General features: G+C 33.0%; 15 protein-coding genes. 11 read left to right on the top strand and 4 right to left on the bottom strand.

The window, feature by feature from the left end; translation table 11 throughout:
* The first annotated feature begins 2 nt into the window (after positions 1–2).
* The 8 genes from EQG68_RS00570 (at position 3) to EQG68_RS00535 (ending at position 12588) form a co-directional block, all read left to right on the top strand.
* Positions 3–1427: a SpvB/TcaC N-terminal domain-containing protein gene (locus EQG68_RS00570; RefSeq protein WP_129462845.1), complete on the top strand. Its 1425-nt coding sequence runs from the start codon at positions 3–5 to the stop codon at positions 1425–1427.
* Positions 1333–6456 (top strand): RHS repeat-associated core domain-containing protein, encoded by a 5124-nt coding sequence (locus EQG68_RS00565; protein ID WP_129462844.1) that lies wholly within the window; start codon positions 1333–1335, stop codon positions 6454–6456. The genes EQG68_RS00570 and EQG68_RS00565 overlap by 95 nt, the downstream gene beginning before the upstream one ends.
* A gap of 3 nt (positions 6457–6459) precedes the next feature.
* Positions 6460–6852, top strand: a complete 393-nt coding sequence (locus tag EQG68_RS00560) for a hypothetical protein (RefSeq protein ID WP_129462843.1) — start codon at positions 6460–6462, stop codon at positions 6850–6852.
* Between the two features lie 144 nt (positions 6853–6996).
* Positions 6997–7395, top strand: a complete 399-nt coding sequence (locus tag EQG68_RS00555; protein ID WP_129462842.1) for a hypothetical protein — start codon at positions 6997–6999, stop codon at positions 7393–7395.
* A 78-nt stretch (positions 7396–7473) separates the two neighbouring features.
* Positions 7474–7695, top strand: coding sequence for a hypothetical protein (locus EQG68_RS00550; RefSeq protein ID WP_129462841.1), 222 nt, complete (start codon positions 7474–7476; stop codon positions 7693–7695).
* A gap of 247 nt (positions 7696–7942) precedes the next feature.
* Positions 7943–8404, top strand: a complete 462-nt coding sequence (locus tag EQG68_RS00545; protein WP_129462840.1) for a hypothetical protein — start codon at positions 7943–7945, stop codon at positions 8402–8404.
* A gap of 16 nt (positions 8405–8420) precedes the next feature.
* On the top strand, positions 8421–11471 hold the full coding sequence (locus EQG68_RS00540; protein WP_129462839.1) for a T9SS type B sorting domain-containing protein: 3051 nt from the start codon (positions 8421–8423) through the stop codon (positions 11469–11471).
* Positions 11472–11607: 136 nt separating this feature from the next.
* Positions 11608–12588 (top strand): LuxE/PaaK family acyltransferase, encoded by a 981-nt coding sequence (locus EQG68_RS00535; protein WP_129462838.1) that lies wholly within the window; start codon positions 11608–11610, stop codon positions 12586–12588.
* Between the two features lie 20 nt (positions 12589–12608).
* Here the strand turns inward: EQG68_RS00535 and tyrS are convergent, their stop codons facing one another.
* Positions 12609–13916, bottom strand: coding sequence for a tyrosine--tRNA ligase (gene tyrS, locus EQG68_RS00530; RefSeq protein WP_129462837.1), 1308 nt, complete (start codon positions 13914–13916; stop codon positions 12609–12611).
* A gap of 76 nt (positions 13917–13992) precedes the next feature.
* Between tyrS and EQG68_RS00525 the strand changes: the two genes are divergently transcribed.
* Positions 13993–14997 carry an NAD-dependent epimerase/dehydratase family protein gene (locus EQG68_RS00525; protein ID WP_129462836.1) on the top strand — a complete coding sequence of 335 codons (1005 nt, stop codon included), beginning with the start codon at positions 13993–13995 and terminating at the stop codon, positions 14995–14997.
* Here the strand turns inward: EQG68_RS00525 and EQG68_RS00520 are convergent.
* Genes EQG68_RS00520 through EQG68_RS00510 form a run of 3 tightly spaced genes read right to left on the bottom strand, consistent with a single transcriptional unit; the run spans position 14969 to position 17503 of the window.
* Complete coding sequence (locus EQG68_RS00520; protein WP_164975352.1) at positions 14969–15424, bottom strand: DUF4296 domain-containing protein; 456 nt, start codon at positions 15422–15424, stop codon at positions 14969–14971. The genes EQG68_RS00525 and EQG68_RS00520 overlap by 29 nt on opposite strands.
* Before the next feature lie 4 nt (positions 15425–15428).
* Positions 15429–16766 carry a dihydroorotase gene (locus EQG68_RS00515; protein ID WP_129462834.1) on the bottom strand — a complete coding sequence of 446 codons (1338 nt, stop codon included), beginning with the start codon at positions 16764–16766 and terminating at the stop codon, positions 15429–15431.
* Between the two features lie 11 nt (positions 16767–16777).
* The gene (locus EQG68_RS00510; RefSeq protein ID WP_129462833.1) at positions 16778–17503 is read right to left on the bottom strand and encodes a polyprenol monophosphomannose synthase; all 726 of its coding nucleotides are present in this window, start codon (positions 17501–17503) and stop codon (positions 16778–16780) included.
* A 108-nt stretch (positions 17504–17611) separates the two neighbouring features.
* Between EQG68_RS00510 and EQG68_RS00505 the strand changes: the two genes are divergently transcribed.
* Positions 17612–18274: a DUF4271 domain-containing protein gene (locus tag EQG68_RS00505; RefSeq protein WP_129462832.1), complete on the top strand. Its 663-nt coding sequence runs from the start codon at positions 17612–17614 to the stop codon at positions 18272–18274.
* Positions 18275–18293: 19 nt separating this feature from the next.
* Positions 18294–19043 (top strand): uroporphyrinogen-III synthase, encoded by a 750-nt coding sequence (locus EQG68_RS00500; RefSeq protein WP_129462831.1) that lies wholly within the window; start codon positions 18294–18296, stop codon positions 19041–19043.
* Positions 19044–19057: the final 14 nt, after the last annotated feature.

Genomic DNA, 19057 nt, shown 5'->3' with positions numbered 1-19057 from the left:
CTATGAAAAGTTATTACTTGTTAGTTGCTTTACTTTTTAGTCAAATTATAATCGGGCAAAATTATCATGATACACAAGGAAAATTAGAGATATCTAATTCGGGGCAATCTGTATACACTGTTCCTATTGCTCTACCCCCAAGTATTCAAGAGGTAGGTCCAACAATAAATCTTGTTTATTCATCCGGTCAAATGGGGGGAATTGCCGGAATTGGTTGGTCAATCAATTCTATTTCTGTAATTAGTAGAATTGCTACAAGAAAAGATATTGATGGCTTTATCGATGGTGTAGATTTTGACACAAACGATAAACTCGCCCTTGATGGTCAAAGACTAATTTTAACAAGTGGAACCTATTGGGCTAATGGTTCAACTTATGAAACAGAGACAAAATCAAACTCTAAAGTACAATTAGTAGGCAGTGGTTCTACTACCTATTTTATTGTTACAAATCCAGATGGGTCTCGAGCATGGTATGGAAATTTTGGCGGAATGAATGCAACTGATTTAACTGCATTTTATATAACTCGTTTTGAAGATGTAAATGGTAATTACATAACTTACCACTATTCAAAACCATTTAATAAAAGTTTATGTATTTCTGAAATAAAATTTAGTGCGAACAGCGTATCAGGAATCACACCACAAAATGAAATAAAGTTTAGTTATAAACTAGCTAAAAGAACAGAAAATGTATTTATAAAAGGAATAAAGCACGAGAAAGTAGAATTATTGGAAAAAATTGAGGTTTTTACAAATACTAACTTGTTTCGGAGATATGAAATTAGGCATGAAGCAGATATGCAACTAGCTTACGAAAAAGTTGTAGAAATTCAAGAATATAATGGAGCAGAAGAACCGGCAAACCTTATTGAATTTGAATATGACGATGTTACGTCAAGTAATGTTGATACTGAAGACTTAAGAACTTATAATAATAATTTGAATTTAGGTTCAATCGATATTTCAGGAGATTTTGATGGTGATGGTCGCTTAGATTTTGTAGACGATACTAAAGTTTATACTAATTTATTTCTTAATCAAAATGGGGGAGATATTACTTATTTACCCTCAACCCCAACTATTACAAAACTATCAGTTACAACATTAACTAATGATAATAAACTGAACCAAAAAAATTCAATAGTATTAGTTAACAAAATTAACAATACAAATGTTGAATTAAAAGTATTTAATCTTAATGGCACTTCATTTACTAATGAATTTACAAAAACTATAGCTGTTGATTTTAGTACCGTTGCATTACCCATATCTACTAATAGTGGAACAAGTGGTTCTATTCAATGTTTAATGCATTATCAAAATAACTCAAATGGCATTTACCCGACAACACGACAAGTTAGATTCAATGAAGGTGATTTTGATGGAAATGGCGTCAGTGAGATTTTTTTTTGCAATTCAACCTAAAACTTATCAAGCTTTTATTGAACCTTTTTACCCTAGCCAACCCTATACTTTTAATCCGGCAGATTGTCCTATAACACTAACAGCACAATCGAATGTTCAATATTATATAGTTGATTTAGATCAAAATCAGTCTACAAATATTGGCACACCAGGATATTTTCTTTTGCAAAGCACTCACTTGTCAACCACAAACTATTTACAGAAAAAATACTTTTTTGATTTTAATGGCGATGGTAAAACAGATATTTTAGAGATTACTGGAAATTCTTATAAGATTGTTGAAATAATTAAAACAGCAAATTATGCTTACACAAATCTATTAGGTTCCGGATTCTTCGATGAACTTTCAAATACAATTAGCCTTTACAAACAAGAAATATTAATAGGTGACTATAATGGTGATGGAAAAGTTGACTTAATGATTTCAAATGGAAATGGCAGTAATGCTCAACGAAATGATGCACAATGGCATATTTATTATAGTAACCCAAAACCCAACGGGGGTTCATTTTTTACTAAAGAATCGCATACCATTGTTGAATATTGGCCAAATTCAGGAAATCATTTTGACACCCAAACACATTTTAACAATTACTATTCTTTAGATACTAATGGTGACGGAAAATCTGATTTAGTTAGAGTTTGGAGAAAATATTATAAACCTGATTGGACAATTAATGATCATAATACGCAATGGGAGATTAAAACTTATGTTAACAATATAGGAAATACAACTATTTCAGGCTCTAAATTTCCATTAGATTATACCTCACCATCAAATCATGATAGCGATTCACCTGATTTAACGATTCCCATAGTTTCCTCTTATAAATTCCAAGGTTTAAATAGAGAAATAGTAATGATTAGAAATCATGACAATCGAATTACCTACATTAATTTCAATAAAAATTTTGCAGATGAAATCTTATTAAAAAAAGTTACATCTTCCGGAGGGAATATTGTAGATGAAATAAGTTATAAATCTTTGGAGCCTGATTCACCCGGTACAAATGGCTTAGGAACATTAAGTCAATTTTATTCTTCAGGAGATGCTGTTAACTATCCACTAGTAGAACTCAAAAGAATACCCACCTCTAAAGTAGTATCGGAGCTAAAAAATACTGCTATGGGTGTAATTAAGAAACAAGATTTTAGATACCATGGATTGGTAGTAAACATGGATGGCATTGGGGCTATTGGTTTTAGAAAAACAGCTCGGAGTGCTTGGTATGTCTCGCCTAGTTCTAAAAGAATTTGGTCTGTTGAAGAGAACAACCCAATTTGGAGAGGAGCTACACAAAGGAGGTATTCACAATTGCGAACCACCGGAAGTTCTTTTACATTTGTTAATTCGGGAAACCCGTCAGGAATCATTAGCAGTACAACCAATAATTTTAATCACTATTTAACAGGGAATGTTTTTAATATTGTTTTAAATTCTCAAACTACTATTGATTTTCTGACAAATGTAAAGAATGAAATTTTATATACTTATTCAACACCTTATCTTTTGCCGGAAACGGTGATTACCAAAAATTATCTGAATCAAAATACACTTCAAGGAACTACTACTACAAACAGTATCTTTGAGAATAACCCAACAGGAACAGGAAGCAATTATTACATTGGTAGATTAACGCAAGTAAACACTACTATTTCTGCTTATAATGATACCTTTTCTACAGAAGAAAAATATACCTATACCAATAATAAGTTAACCAAAAAGGAAAGTAAAGCTAATAATACGGATAATGTTTACCTAACTGAAGCCTATGAGTATTTTACAAATGGAAATTTAAAGAAAAAGATTCTCAATGCTCCGGGTGCAATACCAACAGTTGCAAGCAGAACAACCGAATACACTTATGATACTTCTGAACGCTATATTAAAACAGTTAAAGATATCGAAGGCTTAATTACCACCTATAATACTTATCATCCTTTGTATGGTGTAGTTTTAAGTGAAACAAATCCTTTCGGACAAACCACTACAAGTATTTATGATAATTGGGGAAAGAGAACAAAAGTTACCGACTATTTAGGAAAAAGTATAAATTATTCCTATGCAAAATCCGGTTCTACTTTTACAACGAGTACACTTGGAGATGATGGTAGTGCCAGCATGATTGAAATGGATATTATTGGGCGTGTAATTAAAAAAGGAAAAAGTAATATTAGTGGGGTTTGGAGTTATACTTCTGACACCTACGATTTTTTGAATCGAAAAACAGGAGTTAGTGAACCTTATTTTGGAAACAATCCAAGTCAATGGTCAACGTTGGCCTATGATGATTACGGACGTTTGAAACAAGAAATTTCATTCACAGGTCTTACAACAAACATTACCTACACCGGATTAACAGTTTTAACGAATGATGGTACAGTAAGTAAAAACAGTACAAAAAATGCTAATGGTCACACGACACAATCAGTTGACCCCGGTGGGGTTATCAATTATACCTATTTTGCAAACGGCAACCTAAAAACGTCAACTTTTGATGGGGTAACTTTATCAATGGAGTATGACGGTTGGGGAAGAAAAAAGAAGTTAACAGACCCATCTGCGGGAATTTATGAATATGAGTATAACGTGTATGGAGAAACTACCAAGGAAATAACTCCAAAAGGGAATACAGATTATTATTACTCTCCTACAGGGAGAATTGAAGCCAAATATATTCAAGGCGATCTTACATACAGTGAAATTCATTACAGTTACAACCCTTTAAAACAGTTGACTTTAATTGATGGTTCAGATATCACCGGTGCATCATATTACACTGAATATTTTTATGATAGCAATCATCGACTTCAAAAACAAACTGAATCTAATCCACAATCCTATTTTGAAAAAAGATATGAGTATGACGATTATGGTCGAGTGAGTCGTGAGTACAACTTGGCAACCGATATTGCTACAGGAAAATCAAGTGGAAAATGGATTAAAAACACCTATTTAAACGGTTATCATTGGCAAATTTTAGACGATGCTACCAATGCCATGCTATGGCAGATTGATGCTGTTAATGCAAGAGGTCAACTTATTACAGGACATTATGGTAATGCAGTTGGTCAGGTTTCAAACACCTATGATAGTTATGGACTTCCTTTAACTTCCAGCTATAGAACAATCAATGGTAGTAATTCATCTCCAACACCCTTTCTAACATTAACCACCAACTTTAATGCACAAAGAGGATTGTTAGAAAGTAGAAGCAACAGCATGTTTAATTGGAATGAAACTTTTCAATATGACAGCTTAGAACGATTAACACATTTTACAAACGCACAGGGACAAACAGAGCAACAAGATTATGACAATAAGGGTAGAATTACGCAAAACTCAAATGGAAATTATGCTTATGAAACCTCTGCCAAACCTTATCAGGCAACAAAAGTAAATTTATCAACTGCAGGCGTGTCTTATTACTCTGATAAACCATTACAGCAAATTTCATACAACGCATTCAAAAGTCCGGTTAGCATTTATGAACAAGGGAAAGAACGCATTGACTTTGATTATAACCCCTTTTTAACGCGAAGCACCATGTATTATGGTGATTTGATAAAAGATAAAAATTATAGAGCTTATCGAAAACACTATTCTGCTGACGGTACAATGGAAATTAAAAGAAATATTCATTCCAACGTTGTTGATATAACCATGTATATTGGTGGAGATGGATACTCTGCACCTATACTACTAAAAAGCGATGGAATCACTCAAAATTATTTATTTTTACACAGAGACTACTTGGGCAGTATAATGGCCGTGAGCAATGCAGCAGGTCAAGTGGTCGAGAAAAGACATTTTGATGCTTGGGGAAATATTGTTTTCTTGAAAGACCAAAATAACAATAACCTTACTACCTTTGCCGTTTTAGATAGGGGATACACAGGCCATGAACATTTGCAAGGTGTAGGACTCATACACATGAACGGTAGGTTGTATGATGCCAAAGTAAGACGGTTTTTATCGCCCGACAATTATATTCAAGACCCGAGCAACACGCAAAATTTTAACCGTTATGGCTACGTTCTTAACAATCCTTTAAAATATATTGACCCAAGCGGTGAAGAAATAGCTCTAGGAACGGCAGTAATTATAGGAGCAGCAATTGCAGCATTAACGTATACCATAACAGCTTTAACAGCTGATGTTCCTTTTACTGCAGGAGGCATTATTAAATCTGCAGCCATAGGAGCGTTTAGTTCTCTTGTTACTTTTGGTATTGGAGAGGCAACTTCAACTATTACTAATTTAGTTACCCGCACTGCAGTACAGAGCTTAGCTCACGGCACATTTCAAGGTATCATGTCTGGTGTTCAAGGAGGTGATTTTATGACAGGGTTTGCCAGTGGTTCTTTAAGTAGCTTGGCAGCTTCGCTATGGAGTGGTGGTGATAGTATTCGAGATAATGGTGACTTTACCATGTCTAGAACAGAATGGAGTGGTTTAGGTGGAAAATTTGGACAATCTACAACTGGGATTTTAACCTTTGGAACTTTGGCTGGTGGTGCCGGTGCAGCTCTTACTAAAGGTAATTTCTGGCAAGGGGCGGTGACGGGGTTGATTGTGAGTGGGTTGAATCATGCGATGCATAATCGATTAGAAGATACAGATCCACCAACAAAAAATAAAACTGAAATAAAACTTACTAAGGAATATACAGTATCATTACAACAAGAGAGGATTGTTTATGCATCATCTGGACCATTTGAGTTAATAGGAGGGGGAGGGCCAATTAAAGGAGTTAAATACTTAATGAAGATGGCTCGTAAATACCCCGGTGCCATTCAGAAAGTAGAACAAGTTGGTTCTAAATATTGGAAATATACGACGGAAGTTACAGGAACTAATGGAAGAACAATTTATACAAAATATTTGAATATGCAAGGTAAAACTGTTCAATGGTTTCATGATACATATAATGCTTCAAACAAGTTTTTGCATCGAGAATTTAATGCACTAGGCGGACGGTTAAAGGTTTGGTATAATGGAACAAGAGAATACATAAATAAACTTTAAATTATGAAAATTTTTTTTAAAAATATAAGAGAGGTTTTCTCTAAAATTAAAGATAACTTATATAGTAAAGAATTTGCATGGCTTATAGCAACTGCTTTCGTGTATGAAGAGGATAATGATATTTCATTTGAAGATTCATTGTTTGATAAATATGGGTTTTTATTTCACTTTTTTATAGTAGACTTAAACTATATTTCAGATTCTGATTTTAAGAATATCATAGAAAAAGTACTTGAACTAAGCTATGAAAACATAAATCCAATTGAAATTAAAAAAATTTTATATCACAAACAATTAGATAATTTAAAAATAAAGTTGGATAAAAAAGATATTACGAAAAAAATTTATGAAAGTCAGGTAAGAAAATATCTTGGTGAAGACTATAAAGATTCATAAAATATTTTCATTCTAACCCTATTGAAATATTTATAACAGATGATTAAATCTTTAGTTGAAATTTGGTTAATTGTCTTTAAGATTCTAATTTAAGAGATTTAAGGGTATACATCAGAGTTAATTCTGATTAGGTTGAATAATGCGATGTATAAGAAAGATCTACCAAAAAAAACTCAACTTAAACGACCGGATGCAGATGGTAAACTTAACTTAGAAGAGGGTAACGATTGGTGGGTAAATGGAAATGGAGATCCCTTAACTGTGGATGCTTCAAAAGTTGACTTAAATTTTATTGACCCCAGTAAAATGGTAAAAGGTCAAAAATATTTATATCAAACATTAACAGCCTCTAAGGATGGAAGGGTTTATGGACGAATATGGGTTGAATATAAAGGCAATAATCAAGTAGCTATAATGTCTGAAACTTATGATTTTAATCAAGATGGTTCTTTTTGGAGTAAACCATTAAGAAATACTGCAAATGCAATCGGTAGGTATTTCGTAGGAAAAGGAACCCATATCAAATTAACTTTAGAGGGTTAAATACAATACGTTATTGTCCTCCTCCTGTGTCCACATATCATCAAACAGCTCATGGATTTAGAATTTAAAATAATTGCTATGAAAAAAATAATATTTATAATCATTCTTACTTTTGTATCATGTAATTTTCCTTTAAGTGATACAGAACAAGAATTACCAAATAACTATATGTTTAGTTATGAAGGAGGAAGACAAAATCGTATTGTTAAAGAGAATCAGTTTGTAATTGACAGTGAAGCAGTAAGTGCTAGTTTTGATGACAAATATATATTTTTTCAGAAGACACTATATATTCTATGAGTCCAAAAAAAGTATCAAAGAAAATTTTAAGATATTACATTTGTAATATTAAAGAAGATACTTTATCAAAACCATTGAGTTACAATTATTTTAAAAGTTTCATTTTAAAAATAAAATTAATCAAGATGTAGATATATCAAAAGAAGAATAGCTATGAATATCAAAATAGAAAGTTGAACAATGTCTATTTCTGTCCGCTTATTTTCGAGTTTAAGTCAACAAAAAATAATTAAAAAGCACAACCAAAATGAAAAAAACAATTTTAATTTTAGCCACTATACTTTTATCCTACTCATGCAGTAAGGACAATGAAGAGTATGACCCTAGAAATGATTTATCTTACATTAATTTTCAAAATGAGCGATTCAAAGGCATTTGGTATTTTGATAAAGTAATCAAAGCCGATGGTTCTATTGAAGACTATGTTCACATGTGCCCTGCAAACAAAGACTATGCAGATTTTCAATCCAACAGAATCATGGACTTTTTACATTGGGACACAGAAAATTGTAGTGATTTTTACGTGCAAACCAATTGTCAAAATTTTCAAGTTCAAGGATATACACTATCCAGCTGCTACACACACTATGAAGGCACCTATAGTTTACAAGGAAATGCCCTGCGTGTTGATTATGCAGAAGTTGAATATTTTGGTCAAGTTGAAAACAACTTAGAAACCGCAAAAGGTCTAATTTTTTCTAGAAATTAATGATTTGAAATGAAGCATGAGAAGTAAACTATGCATGCTGTTTTTTCTATATACACTGGCTTCTTCTGCACAAGGAGAAGCCTCTACGTGGTATTTTGGACATAATGCGGGTTTAAAATTTCTTTCTGACGGGAGTGTCTTGCCTTTGTCTGATGGATTACTCTATACCGACGAAGGTTGTAGTACCATTTCAGACGCTAACGGTAACTTACTTTTTTACACGGATGGTAGAACAGTGTGGGACAGAAATCATGTGGTTATGCCTAATGGTAACTATTTTGAAGGAACCGGCTTGTTTGGTGATCCATCTAGCACTCAATCCGGTATCATTATTCCCAGACCAAATTATACAAATCAATATTATATTTTCACGGTTGATGAACCTCATCATGAAAATGCTTTAGTTTACCCCGCTGTATTCTCGGGTAATTATACAGAAACAGGAAGCGGAAATGTACCTAACTCAGATGATGGGAAAAACAATGGTTTTAATTATTCTTTAATTGACCTTTCAATAAATGGTAGTAATGGTAGTTTAGGTGATGTTGTAACCCGAAACATACACTTAATAACCTATGACACTAACCCCAACGGAGAACAAATAAAATATAAATGTTCTGAAAAAATTACAGCTGTTAAAAATGAAAACGATAACTCATATTGGGTAATAACCCACTTTGTCAATAAATTTTATGCCTTTAAAGTAGATGAATACGGTGTTTCAACAACCCCGGTTATTTCAACTATTGGCTCTAATCAAGAACTTACTGGTTATCGAAGAAATGCAATAGGATATTTAAAGGCTTCCCCTAACGGTGAAAAAATTGTTATTGCTCATCAACAAAACGGCATTGAAACCGGACTATCTTCCTATGGCACAGGAAGTGTGGAACTTTTTGATTTTAATATAGCTACAGGAATTATTTCCAACTATTTACCTATTTTGCCCAATATTCAAGGATATGGTATTGAATTTTCACCGTCATCGGAAAGATTGTATGCTACTTACAGAATAGGAACTTCGCCGATGATGGAGTTAGCTCAGTTTGATTTAACACAACCTAATCCAGAAACTACGAAACAAATTATTTTTGATGAAGCTAACCATTTATTTGCATTACAATTAGCTCCCAACAACAAAATTTATTGTGCGACCGGTTATCAAAATTCTTTGGGAGTAATTAATAATCCTGATAACTTAGGAACAGCTTGTAATTATATACAACAGGGTCAAGAACTTGCATCAGGAAAATTAGTGCAATTGGGATTGCCTCCTTTTATAACCTCTTTTTTCAATGCTTCCATTATTGCAAGTAACAATTGTTTGGGGGAAAATACCAATTTTAATTTAAACTCAAATCAAACCATTTCATCAGCATTTTGGGATTTTGGAGATGGCTCTACTTCTAGTGAAATCAATCCTTCTCACCTCTATACAACAGCAGGCTCATATATTGTGACAGTTACAGCTGTTGGTGCAGAGGGAGTTATTACTAAAACAAAGAGCATTACTATTTTTACTGTTCCAACATCAACAGCAATAGCTTCTCAGTCGATTTGTTCAAACAATTCGAGTTATCAATTATCGCAAAATGATGCCTCATTATTGGGTAGCCAATCCCCTTCTCTTTTTGCTGTTCTCTACTTCGGCTCTTACACGAACGCATCAGAAAACAGCAATCAATTGCCCGATGATTATTTTTTGACAAATGGTCAGAATATCTTTTTTGCAAAAATAATTAATCGGCAAAATCCAACCTGTTTTGTGATTCAATCATTTGAAATAAATTGGTTTCTGCAACCAAACATAACAACTCCAACCGATTATGTTGTTTGTGAAGAGGCTCCTTATACAAACACCGATTATTTTGATTTAACACAAAAAAATACTGAAATCTTGGGCACTTTAGACCCTGCTATATTTGGCATTTCTTACCATCAAACCCTTGAAGATGCTCAATTGGGTAGTAATGCCATTTCTTCACCATATCTTAATTCAAATCCATCAGAAACAATCTATGTAAGAGTTTTTAATTTTCAGAACGCTTTATGTTATTCTATTTCATATTTTACTATTAGAGTTGTAAGAAAACCGATAATTCATGGAATATCAGATTGGTATGAATGTGGAAGTAATGATTACACTAGTTTAAGTTTTGATTTATCGCAAAAAAATGAGGAGATTTTGAATGGACAATCTACGACTGAATTCTTAGTCAGTTATCATTCAACATTAGAAGATTCTACATTAAATTCTAATGCACTTACACAATATTTAACTTTAACAACTAATCCTCAAACTATATATGTTCGTGTAACGAATCAAATAAACCAGAGTTGCTTTTCTCTTTCTTCATTTGATATAGAAATATTTCCTAATCCTGAAGTAAATCTACAAACCGAATATACAATTTGTGACAACAGTGTTATCACAATTGAGTCTCCTCCTGGTTTTGACGCTTATCTCTGGTCAACCGGTGAAACATCGTCTACAATTGATGTATCCCAAGCTGGTAACTATCAACTTACTGTATTCAAGAATTATGGCAATATTCTCTGTGATTCAACTCTAGAATTTTTTGTAACAAGTGTAACTAGTGAAGTTATTGATCAGATAATTATATCCGATTGGACTCTGAATAATAATTCCATAGAAATTCTTATGTCAGGTAACGGCAATCATTCGTATTCATTGGATGGTAATAATTTTCAGGACTCACCAATTTTTTATAATTTGTCATCCGGAGAATATGTTGTATATGTAAAAGATAATTTGGGTTGCGGCATCATTAAAGAAACAATATCAATATTAATGTATCCCTATTTTTTTACCCCCAACGGAGATGGCTATAATGATTCATGGCAAATCTTTCAAGGACATAGCGAACCTTCTTTAGAAGTATTAATTTTTGATCGATATGGTAAATTATTAAAAACATTTTTTGGTAATTCTATTGGCTGGGACGGCACATCAAACGGCGTTTTGTTGCCCTCATCAGATTATTGGTTTATAGTTAAGCGTGAAAATGGAAAAATTCACAAAGGTCATTTTACTTTGAAAAGATAAGTAGCCTCAGTCTTTTTATATTCTTTAAATTATTAATTCTATCTTCTTAGAATCTATTTTGCTCAGAAGATTAATTTATGTAAACTATTATTGTAAGTTTTAGAGAAACATAAATAGGTTCACTATTTTTGCATCAATGAATCCCTATCCAGCTATATTTTCTATCAGCAGTCAAAAAGAATTTGAGAAAATAACACTCAAAGTTTTTCGGCATCAATATGACAATAATAAAGTCTATCAGGGTTTTTGTACGCTTTTGAAAAAAGATAAATCCAATGTGAAATCAATCGCAGAAATTCCGTTTCTGCCAATACAGTTTTTTAAAAGTCATGATATCTTAAGCTCTACCAACCCGATTCAAGAGACATTTACCAGTAGCGGAACAACCGGAACGTTGACAAGCAAACATTTGGTTACAGATGTAACTTTATACGAACAGAGTTTCCAGAATGCTTTCTCACAATTTTACGGTAATATTGAAGATTATGTGATTTTAGCTTTGCTTCCCTCCTATTTAGAACGAGATGGTTCGTCGTTAATCTATATGGTCAATGATTTGATTGAAGGCTCAAATCATCCTGAAAGCGGATTTTATTTGAATAATTATGATGAATTAATTCATACGCTTATCGTATTGGATTCTTCCGGGCAGAATGTACTTTTAATTGGTGTAACGTATGCTCTTTTGGACTTGATTGAGAAACAATCCTTTCAATTGAAAAACACCATCATCATGGAAACCGGCGGAATGAAAGGCAAACGCAAAGAAATCATCCGAGAAGAATTACATACTATTTTATGCAACGGTTTTGGTGTACAATACATTCATTCCGAATACGGCATGACCGAACTATTATCGCAAGCCTATTCGTTAGGCAATGGTATTTTTGAATGTCCGCCTTGGATGTCTGTTATCATTCGAGATACCGAAGATGCACTGACGTATGTGGATTATGGAAAAACAGGTGGTATCAACGTGATCGATTTGGCCAACATCAATTCTTGTTCCTTTATTGCCACGCAAGATCTAGGTAAAAAATATCCCAACCATTCGTTTGAAGTGTTGGGACGTTTTGATAATAGTGATATTCGGGGATGTAATTTGATGGTGGTTTAAAATTGTTTCAGGTTTCAAGTTTAAACTGCTCGTAAAATAAAATACGTTTTCTTTCCACGTTGTAACAAGATAAACTCATTGTTGATTAAATCATTTGTTGAAAGAGAAAACTCTTCCGATACTTTTTCTCGGTTCACTGAAATTGAATTTTCTTTTAATGCCCTTCTAGCTTCACTATTGGATGATAAAAAGCCTGATTTTGCTGATAGAGCATCTACAATACCAATTCCGGTTTCCAAATCTAATTTTGAGATTTCCGCTTGTGTAATTCCGTCAAATACATCTAAAAAAGTTTGCGAATCCAATTGCTTTAAATCCTCTGAAGTGGAATTTCCGAACAAAATGTTAGATGCTTTTACTGCTTTTTCATATTCTTCTTTTGAATGTACAAAAACCGTAATTTCTTCCGCTAATTTTTTTTGTAACAAACGTAAATGGGGTTCTTGTCTGTGCTTTTTAATCAAATCTTCAATCGTCGCTTTATCTAAAAAGGTAAAGATTTTAATGTATTTTTCTGCATCTTCATCCGAAGAATTAAACCAAAATTGGTAGAATTTATACGGAGAAGTTTTATCGGCTGTTAACCATACATTTCCACCTTCCGATTTTCCAAATTTAGAACCGTCAGCTTTGGTGATTAATGGTGTAGTCAATGCAAATGCCTTGGCTCCTTCGTCTTCGGTGTTAACGTTTAATCGTCGAACCAATTCTGTTCCGGTAGTGATATTTCCCCATTGATCGGAACCTCCCATTTGCAATAAACAGTTGTAATGCTTATGTAAATGATAAAAATCGTAGCCTTGAATTAATTGATACGTGAATTCTGTGAACGACATTCCTTCCCCATCACCTGAAAAACGTTTCTTTACCGAATCTTTGGACATCATATAATTCACAGTAATTCGTTTACCCACGTCACGTGCAAAATCGATAAACGAAAAATCCTTCATCCAATCATAATTATTCACTAGAATTGGTGCATTCACATCCGTTGAATTAAAATCTAAAAAACGGGACAAAACACGTTTGATTCCTTCCACATTTTTATTTAAAGTCGCTTCATCTAATAAATTTCTTTCATCTGATTTTCCGGATGGATCGCCAATCATTCCGGTAGCTCCACCCACTAAAGCAATAGGCTGATGTCCGAAATTTTTGAGGTGAACCAACAAGATAATTTGGACCATACTTCCAATGTGTAAGGAATCGGCAGTAGGATCAAAACCAATATAGGCTGTCGTAGATTCTTTTAGCAATTGCTCTTCTGTTCCCGGCATCATGTCGTGAAACAATCCTCGCCAACGTAATTCTTCTACTAAATTTTTCATTCACAAATAATTTTGGCAAAGATAGTTTTAATTCGATAATTTGAAAATGTAGCACAGAAACATTTATCTTTGTTTTATGAATTTAGTCACAGGAGGAACCGGCTTAGTTGGGGCACATTTATTACTTCATTTACTTCAAAAAGGCGAAAAAGTTCGGGCTTTATTTCGCAATGAAAAAAGCATTCTAAAAACAAAAAAACTTTTTAATCAACTTAATTACAGTGATTTATTCTATCAAATTGAATGGTTTACAGGTAATGTAAACGACATTCCCTCCTTGGAATTAGCATTTAAAAACATCGATTATGTCTATCATTGTGCGGCACTCATTTCGTTTGATAGTGTGGAAGAAGAAAACCTTCGCAAAATAAACATTGAAGGAACTGCCAATATGGTGAATTGTTCGTTGGCATTTGGTGTGAAAAAATTCTGTTATGTAAGTTCAATTGCTGCCTTGGGTGATTTGAAAGAAAATGAAAGTGTGATTACAGAAGAAACTGAATGGAATCCGGAAAAACCACACAGTGATTATGCTCTCTCAAAATTTGGTGCCGAAATGGAGATTTGGCGAGCCGAACAAGAAGGTTTACCCTGTGTAATCGTAAATCCGGGAGTAATTTTAGGGATTGGTTTTTGGGATTCAGGTAGTGGTGAGATTTTTACGAAAGTGAAAAAAGAAATTCCGTTTTACACCAATGGTTCAACCGGATTTGTGTGTGTAGAAGATGTTGTGATGGTGATGCATCTGCTTATGAAAAGTGATATTACAGGGGAACGATTTACTGTAATCAGTGAAAATATTACTTTCAAAGAGTTGATATTTTGGATTGCTAATGGATTAAAAATCAAAAAACCAACTATGCTCGCAAAACCATGGATGACCTCGATTGCCTGGCGATTGGATTGGTTTTTTTCAACAATTTTTTTTCAAAAAAGGAAGTTTTCAAGAGCTACTGCTAAATCACTCCACACCACTGCAATTTATTCAAATGAAAAAATAAAAAATAGGTTGAATTTTGAATTTCAACCCATAAAAAAAGTTGTTGAAAAGGTTACTTTTGCTTATTCAAAAACTCTTTAGCTTCTTTTTTTATAGTCTTTTTCAATGAATCTTTTGATAAAGTTCGTAATTCTATCGCCGCTTTATTAATTACTTCTTGGTTTTTTATTCGAAGACAGTCTGCTAACTTTTTATTTTCTACTATTCTGTTTTCAACCTTCTCATACATTTTTTTAAATTTTTTTAAGTCTGAAGCATAGTAGGCCGAATTTTCAGCAAATTGAATGCTGTCAATTTTATATTTTTTAAATATGTACTGACGAGAATCTATTTGATACTCATCTAACTTTCCCGGATTAACTGAATTTATAGCTTCTAAAATACTAATATCATAAATGATGTCAATCATCATTTCCTCTTCAATAAGTTTGTTGGGTTTTTTTATATTTTCTTGATTACATGAAAACATAAAAAAGAAACTAATCACTAAAAAAACAGTATTCTTCATATTTTTATCGGTTAAAGAGCAATCGCATTCCCGCTCTGGTATCATTTACTTTTGAATTTTGATAAACCAATTCACCATTAACAAAGGTGTGGGTAATTCTCGATTTAAAATTGGTTCCTTCCAAAGGAGACCATCCGCATTTATAAAGTATATTTTCCTTTTTTACATTCCAAGGCATTGCCGGATTAATCAAAACCAAATCGGCATAATACCCTTCTTTAATGAATCCTCTTTTTTCAATTTTGAAAATTTTGGCCGGATTATGTGCCATTTTTTCTATAATTTTTTCAACTGAAATCTTCCCTTGATGGTAAGCTTCAAACATGGCTACAACAGCATGTTGTACTAAAGGACCACCCGACGGGGCTTTTGTATAAACTTGCTTTTTTTCTTCTAACGTATGCGGAGCATGATCTGTGGCAATCACATCAATTCGATCATCCAACAATGCTTGCCAAAGTGCTGTTCGATCTGCTTCTGTTTTAACCGCCGGATTCCATTTGATAAAGTTTCCTTTTGTTTCGTAATCGGCATCGGTAAACCACAAATGATGGATACAAACCTCCGCGGTAATTTGTTTTTCTTCTAAAGGAATTTTATTGGTAAATAAATCCATTTCTTTTGCAGTGGAAAGGTGAAAAACATGTAGTCTAGCACCTGTTTTCTTAGCTAAAGCAATTGCCTTGGAAGAAGAAAGATAGCAAGCTTCTTCACTTCTAATTAAGTGATGATACTTTACCGGAATATCATCGCCGTATTTTTCTTTATAAAGTTCAACATTATTTCTAATTGTGGTTTCATCTTCACAATGAACCGCAATCAGCATTTTAGTTGAAGAAAATATTTTCTCCAACACTTCTTCATTGTCTACTAACATGTTTCCGGTAGAAGAGCCTAAAAAAAGCTTAATTCCGGCAACATTTCTGGGATTAGTTTTTAATATTTCTTCCAAATTATCGTTGGTTCCCCCCATCATAAACGAATAATTGGCATGCGACGTTTCTGCGGCAATTTGGTATTTTTGTTCTAATAATTCTTGTGTAACCGCATTTGGAACCGTATTGGGTTGTTCAATAAACGATGTGATTCCTCCGGCAACAGCTGCTTTGGATTCTGAAGCTATATCCCCTTTGTGCGTTAATCCGGGTTCACGAAAATGAACTTGGTCATCAATGGCTCCCGGAATCAAAAAATTTCCTTCGGCATCAATTACTTTGTATTCCGGTTTGGCACTAATACTATCGGCAATTTCCTTAATAAATTGATTTTCAATCAACAAATCACTTTCGAAAATTTTACCTTCGTTTACAATTTTGGCATTTTTTATTAAAATCCTTTTCATCTTCTTTTCGATTATAATCGATTAAATAATTTTTTTATACGTAATGAAATTACTCCAAAAACCGCTTCTTTTATAATGGAATTACTCATTTTCGATTGTCCTTTTGTTCGATCTGTAAAGATAATAGGAACTTCTTTAATTGTAAAACCTTTACAGTAGGTTCTGTATTTCATTTCGATTTGAAATGCATAACCCACAAATTTAACTTTGTCCAGATTTATTTTTTCAAGTACTTCTCTTCGATAACAAATGAAACCGGCTGTGGCATCATGAATTTTCATCCCGGTAATTATTTTTACATAAACCGAAGCAAAATAGGAGAGTAATACTCTACTCAATGGCCAATTGACAACATTTACACCGCGAACATATCTTGAACCGATAGCCATATCTGCTTCACCGTTGTGACAAGCTTCGTACAATTTCACTAAGTCTTGAGGATTGTGAGAGAAATCGGCATCCATCTCAAAAATAAATTCATAGTTATTTTGTAACGCCCATTTGAATCCGTGCACATAAGCCGTTCCTAATCCGGACTTCTTCTCTCTGACTTGTAAAAAAAGTTGAGTAGGAAATTCTTTTTGAAGAATCTCTACCTTTTCATAGGTTTTGTCTGGGGAATTGTCATCCACAATCAACACATGAAATGGTTCTTTCAGAGCAAAAATAGCCCGAATAATACTTTCAACATTTTCAATTTCGTTGTAGGTTGGAATGACTACTAATCCGTTATTCATAAAAAGACAAAATTTCAAGACAAAAGTAAACTTTTTATAAACGTTGATTCATAATAAAATTATAATAAAGTAATTGAATTAAAAAAATAGTAATTTTACAGACTAAATATGGACTTTTCACTAGAACAACGAATACTGGATAGTAAAGATTGGGCAACCGTTTTGTTTGTCCTATGTTTTGTTTTAATTGCTTTGACAAAAACTTTTTTTGAAGTTCGCTTCAATGAATTTTTAAAACTATTTGTAACGGATAAATACATTAAAATTTACAAAGATCCATCCCACATGTTGAGTTGGTTTACAATTAGTTTGTTTTTTGTTCAATTGATATCGTTTGCCTTTTTCATATTAATTTTATTAAATTATTTTGGATTGGCTTCCAAAACCGATTGGATAAAATACATTCAGATAATTACATTGTTGGGGGTATTCGTTCTTTCCAAATACTTAGTCGAAAAAATTATTGCCACGTCATTTAAAATTGAAGATTTTATGGAGCAATTTAATCTTCAAAAAGTAAGTTACCGCACTTTTATTGGTTTACTCATCTTACCGGTTAATATAATTTTGTATTATAATGATGTATATTCAAACGTTATCATTTACGGAATTGTATTGATTATGCTGATAGCAAACGTATTAACCTATCTAATTTCATTAAAATCATATCAAAGTTTATTAATAAGTAAGATGTTTTATTTTATTTTGTATCTTTGTGCCCTTGAAATAGCCCCCTACTATTTTATGTATTATTGGTTTACAAGACGTTAGTTTTACAACAAATTTCGATATGAAAGTGAAAACAATTTTGGTGTCACAACCAGAACCAAAAGTAGAAAATTCTCCCTACTTTGAGCTTATTCAAAAGCATAAAGTAAAAATCGATTTCAGACCCTTTATTCATGTCGAAGGTGTTCCGGTTAAAGAGATTCGAAGTCAAAAAATTGACCTAAACAATTACACTGCCATCATCTTAACCAGTAGAAACTCTGTGGATCATTTTTTTAGAGTGGCAGAGGAAATGCGATACAAAGTACCTGAGGATTTAAAATATTTTTGCCAATCGGAAGCGGTTGCTTTTTATTTGCAGAAATATGTAATCTACAGAAAACGCAAAATTTATGTAGGTCAGAAAGACTTTGTTGAATTATCTCCATTAATTAAAAAATACAAAGAAGAAAAATTTTTATTGCCCGCTTCTGATCAATTAAATTTTGATATCCCACAAACATTGGATGGGTTAAAAGTGAATTGGACACAAGGTATCTTTTATAGAACAGTGATGAGTGATTTGACCGATTTAGCTGATGTTTATTATGATGTATTGGCTTTCTTCAGTCCTACCGGTATTAAATCGCTTTTTAAAAACTTTCCCGATTTTAAACAAAACGATACTAGAATAGCCGTTTTTGGCAGTACTACACAAAAAGAAGCATTAGAACACGGTTTGCGTGTTGATATTATGGCTCCTTCACCAGAAGCTCCCTCTATGACTATGGCGTTGGAAAAATATATTGCCAAAACGAATAAAGATAAATAATTTACATTTAAACT

Source organism: Flavobacterium piscinae (genome assembly GCF_004122145.1).
GTDB classification, from domain to species: Bacteria; Bacteroidota; Bacteroidia; order Flavobacteriales; family Flavobacteriaceae; genus Flavobacterium; species Flavobacterium piscinae.
This window is presented reverse-complemented; position numbering and strand designations above follow the sequence as displayed.

Coding starts and splice junctions, on each gene's coding strand:
- EQG68_RS00570 (WP_129462845.1), top strand. CDS start 3: ATGAAAAGTTATTACTTGTTAGTTGCTTTACTTTTTAGTCAAATTATA.
- EQG68_RS00565 (WP_129462844.1), top strand. CDS start 1,333: ATGGCATTTACCCGACAACACGACAAGTTAGATTCAATGAAGGTGATT.
- EQG68_RS00560 (WP_129462843.1), top strand. CDS start 6,460: ATGAAAATTTTTTTTAAAAATATAAGAGAGGTTTTCTCTAAAATTAAA.
- EQG68_RS00555 (WP_129462842.1), top strand. CDS start 6,997: ATGTATAAGAAAGATCTACCAAAAAAAACTCAACTTAAACGACCGGAT.
- EQG68_RS00550 (WP_129462841.1), top strand. CDS start 7,474: ATGAAAAAAATAATATTTATAATCATTCTTACTTTTGTATCATGTAAT.
- EQG68_RS00545 (WP_129462840.1), top strand. CDS start 7,943: ATGAAAAAAACAATTTTAATTTTAGCCACTATACTTTTATCCTACTCA.
- EQG68_RS00540 (WP_129462839.1), top strand. CDS start 8,421: ATGAGAAGTAAACTATGCATGCTGTTTTTTCTATATACACTGGCTTCT.
- EQG68_RS00535 (WP_129462838.1), top strand. CDS start 11,608: ATGAATCCCTATCCAGCTATATTTTCTATCAGCAGTCAAAAAGAATTT.
- tyrS (WP_129462837.1), bottom strand. CDS start 13,916: ATGAAAAATTTAGTAGAAGAATTACGTTGGCGAGGATTGTTTCACGAC.
- EQG68_RS00525 (WP_129462836.1), top strand. CDS start 13,993: ATGAATTTAGTCACAGGAGGAACCGGCTTAGTTGGGGCACATTTATTA.
- EQG68_RS00520 (WP_164975352.1), bottom strand. CDS start 15,424: ATGAAGAATACTGTTTTTTTAGTGATTAGTTTCTTTTTTATGTTTTCA.
- EQG68_RS00515 (WP_129462834.1), bottom strand. CDS start 16,766: ATGAAAAGGATTTTAATAAAAAATGCCAAAATTGTAAACGAAGGTAAA.
- EQG68_RS00510 (WP_129462833.1), bottom strand. CDS start 17,503: ATGAATAACGGATTAGTAGTCATTCCAACCTACAACGAAATTGAAAAT.
- EQG68_RS00505 (WP_129462832.1), top strand. CDS start 17,612: ATGGACTTTTCACTAGAACAACGAATACTGGATAGTAAAGATTGGGCA.
- EQG68_RS00500 (WP_129462831.1), top strand. CDS start 18,294: ATGAAAGTGAAAACAATTTTGGTGTCACAACCAGAACCAAAAGTAGAA.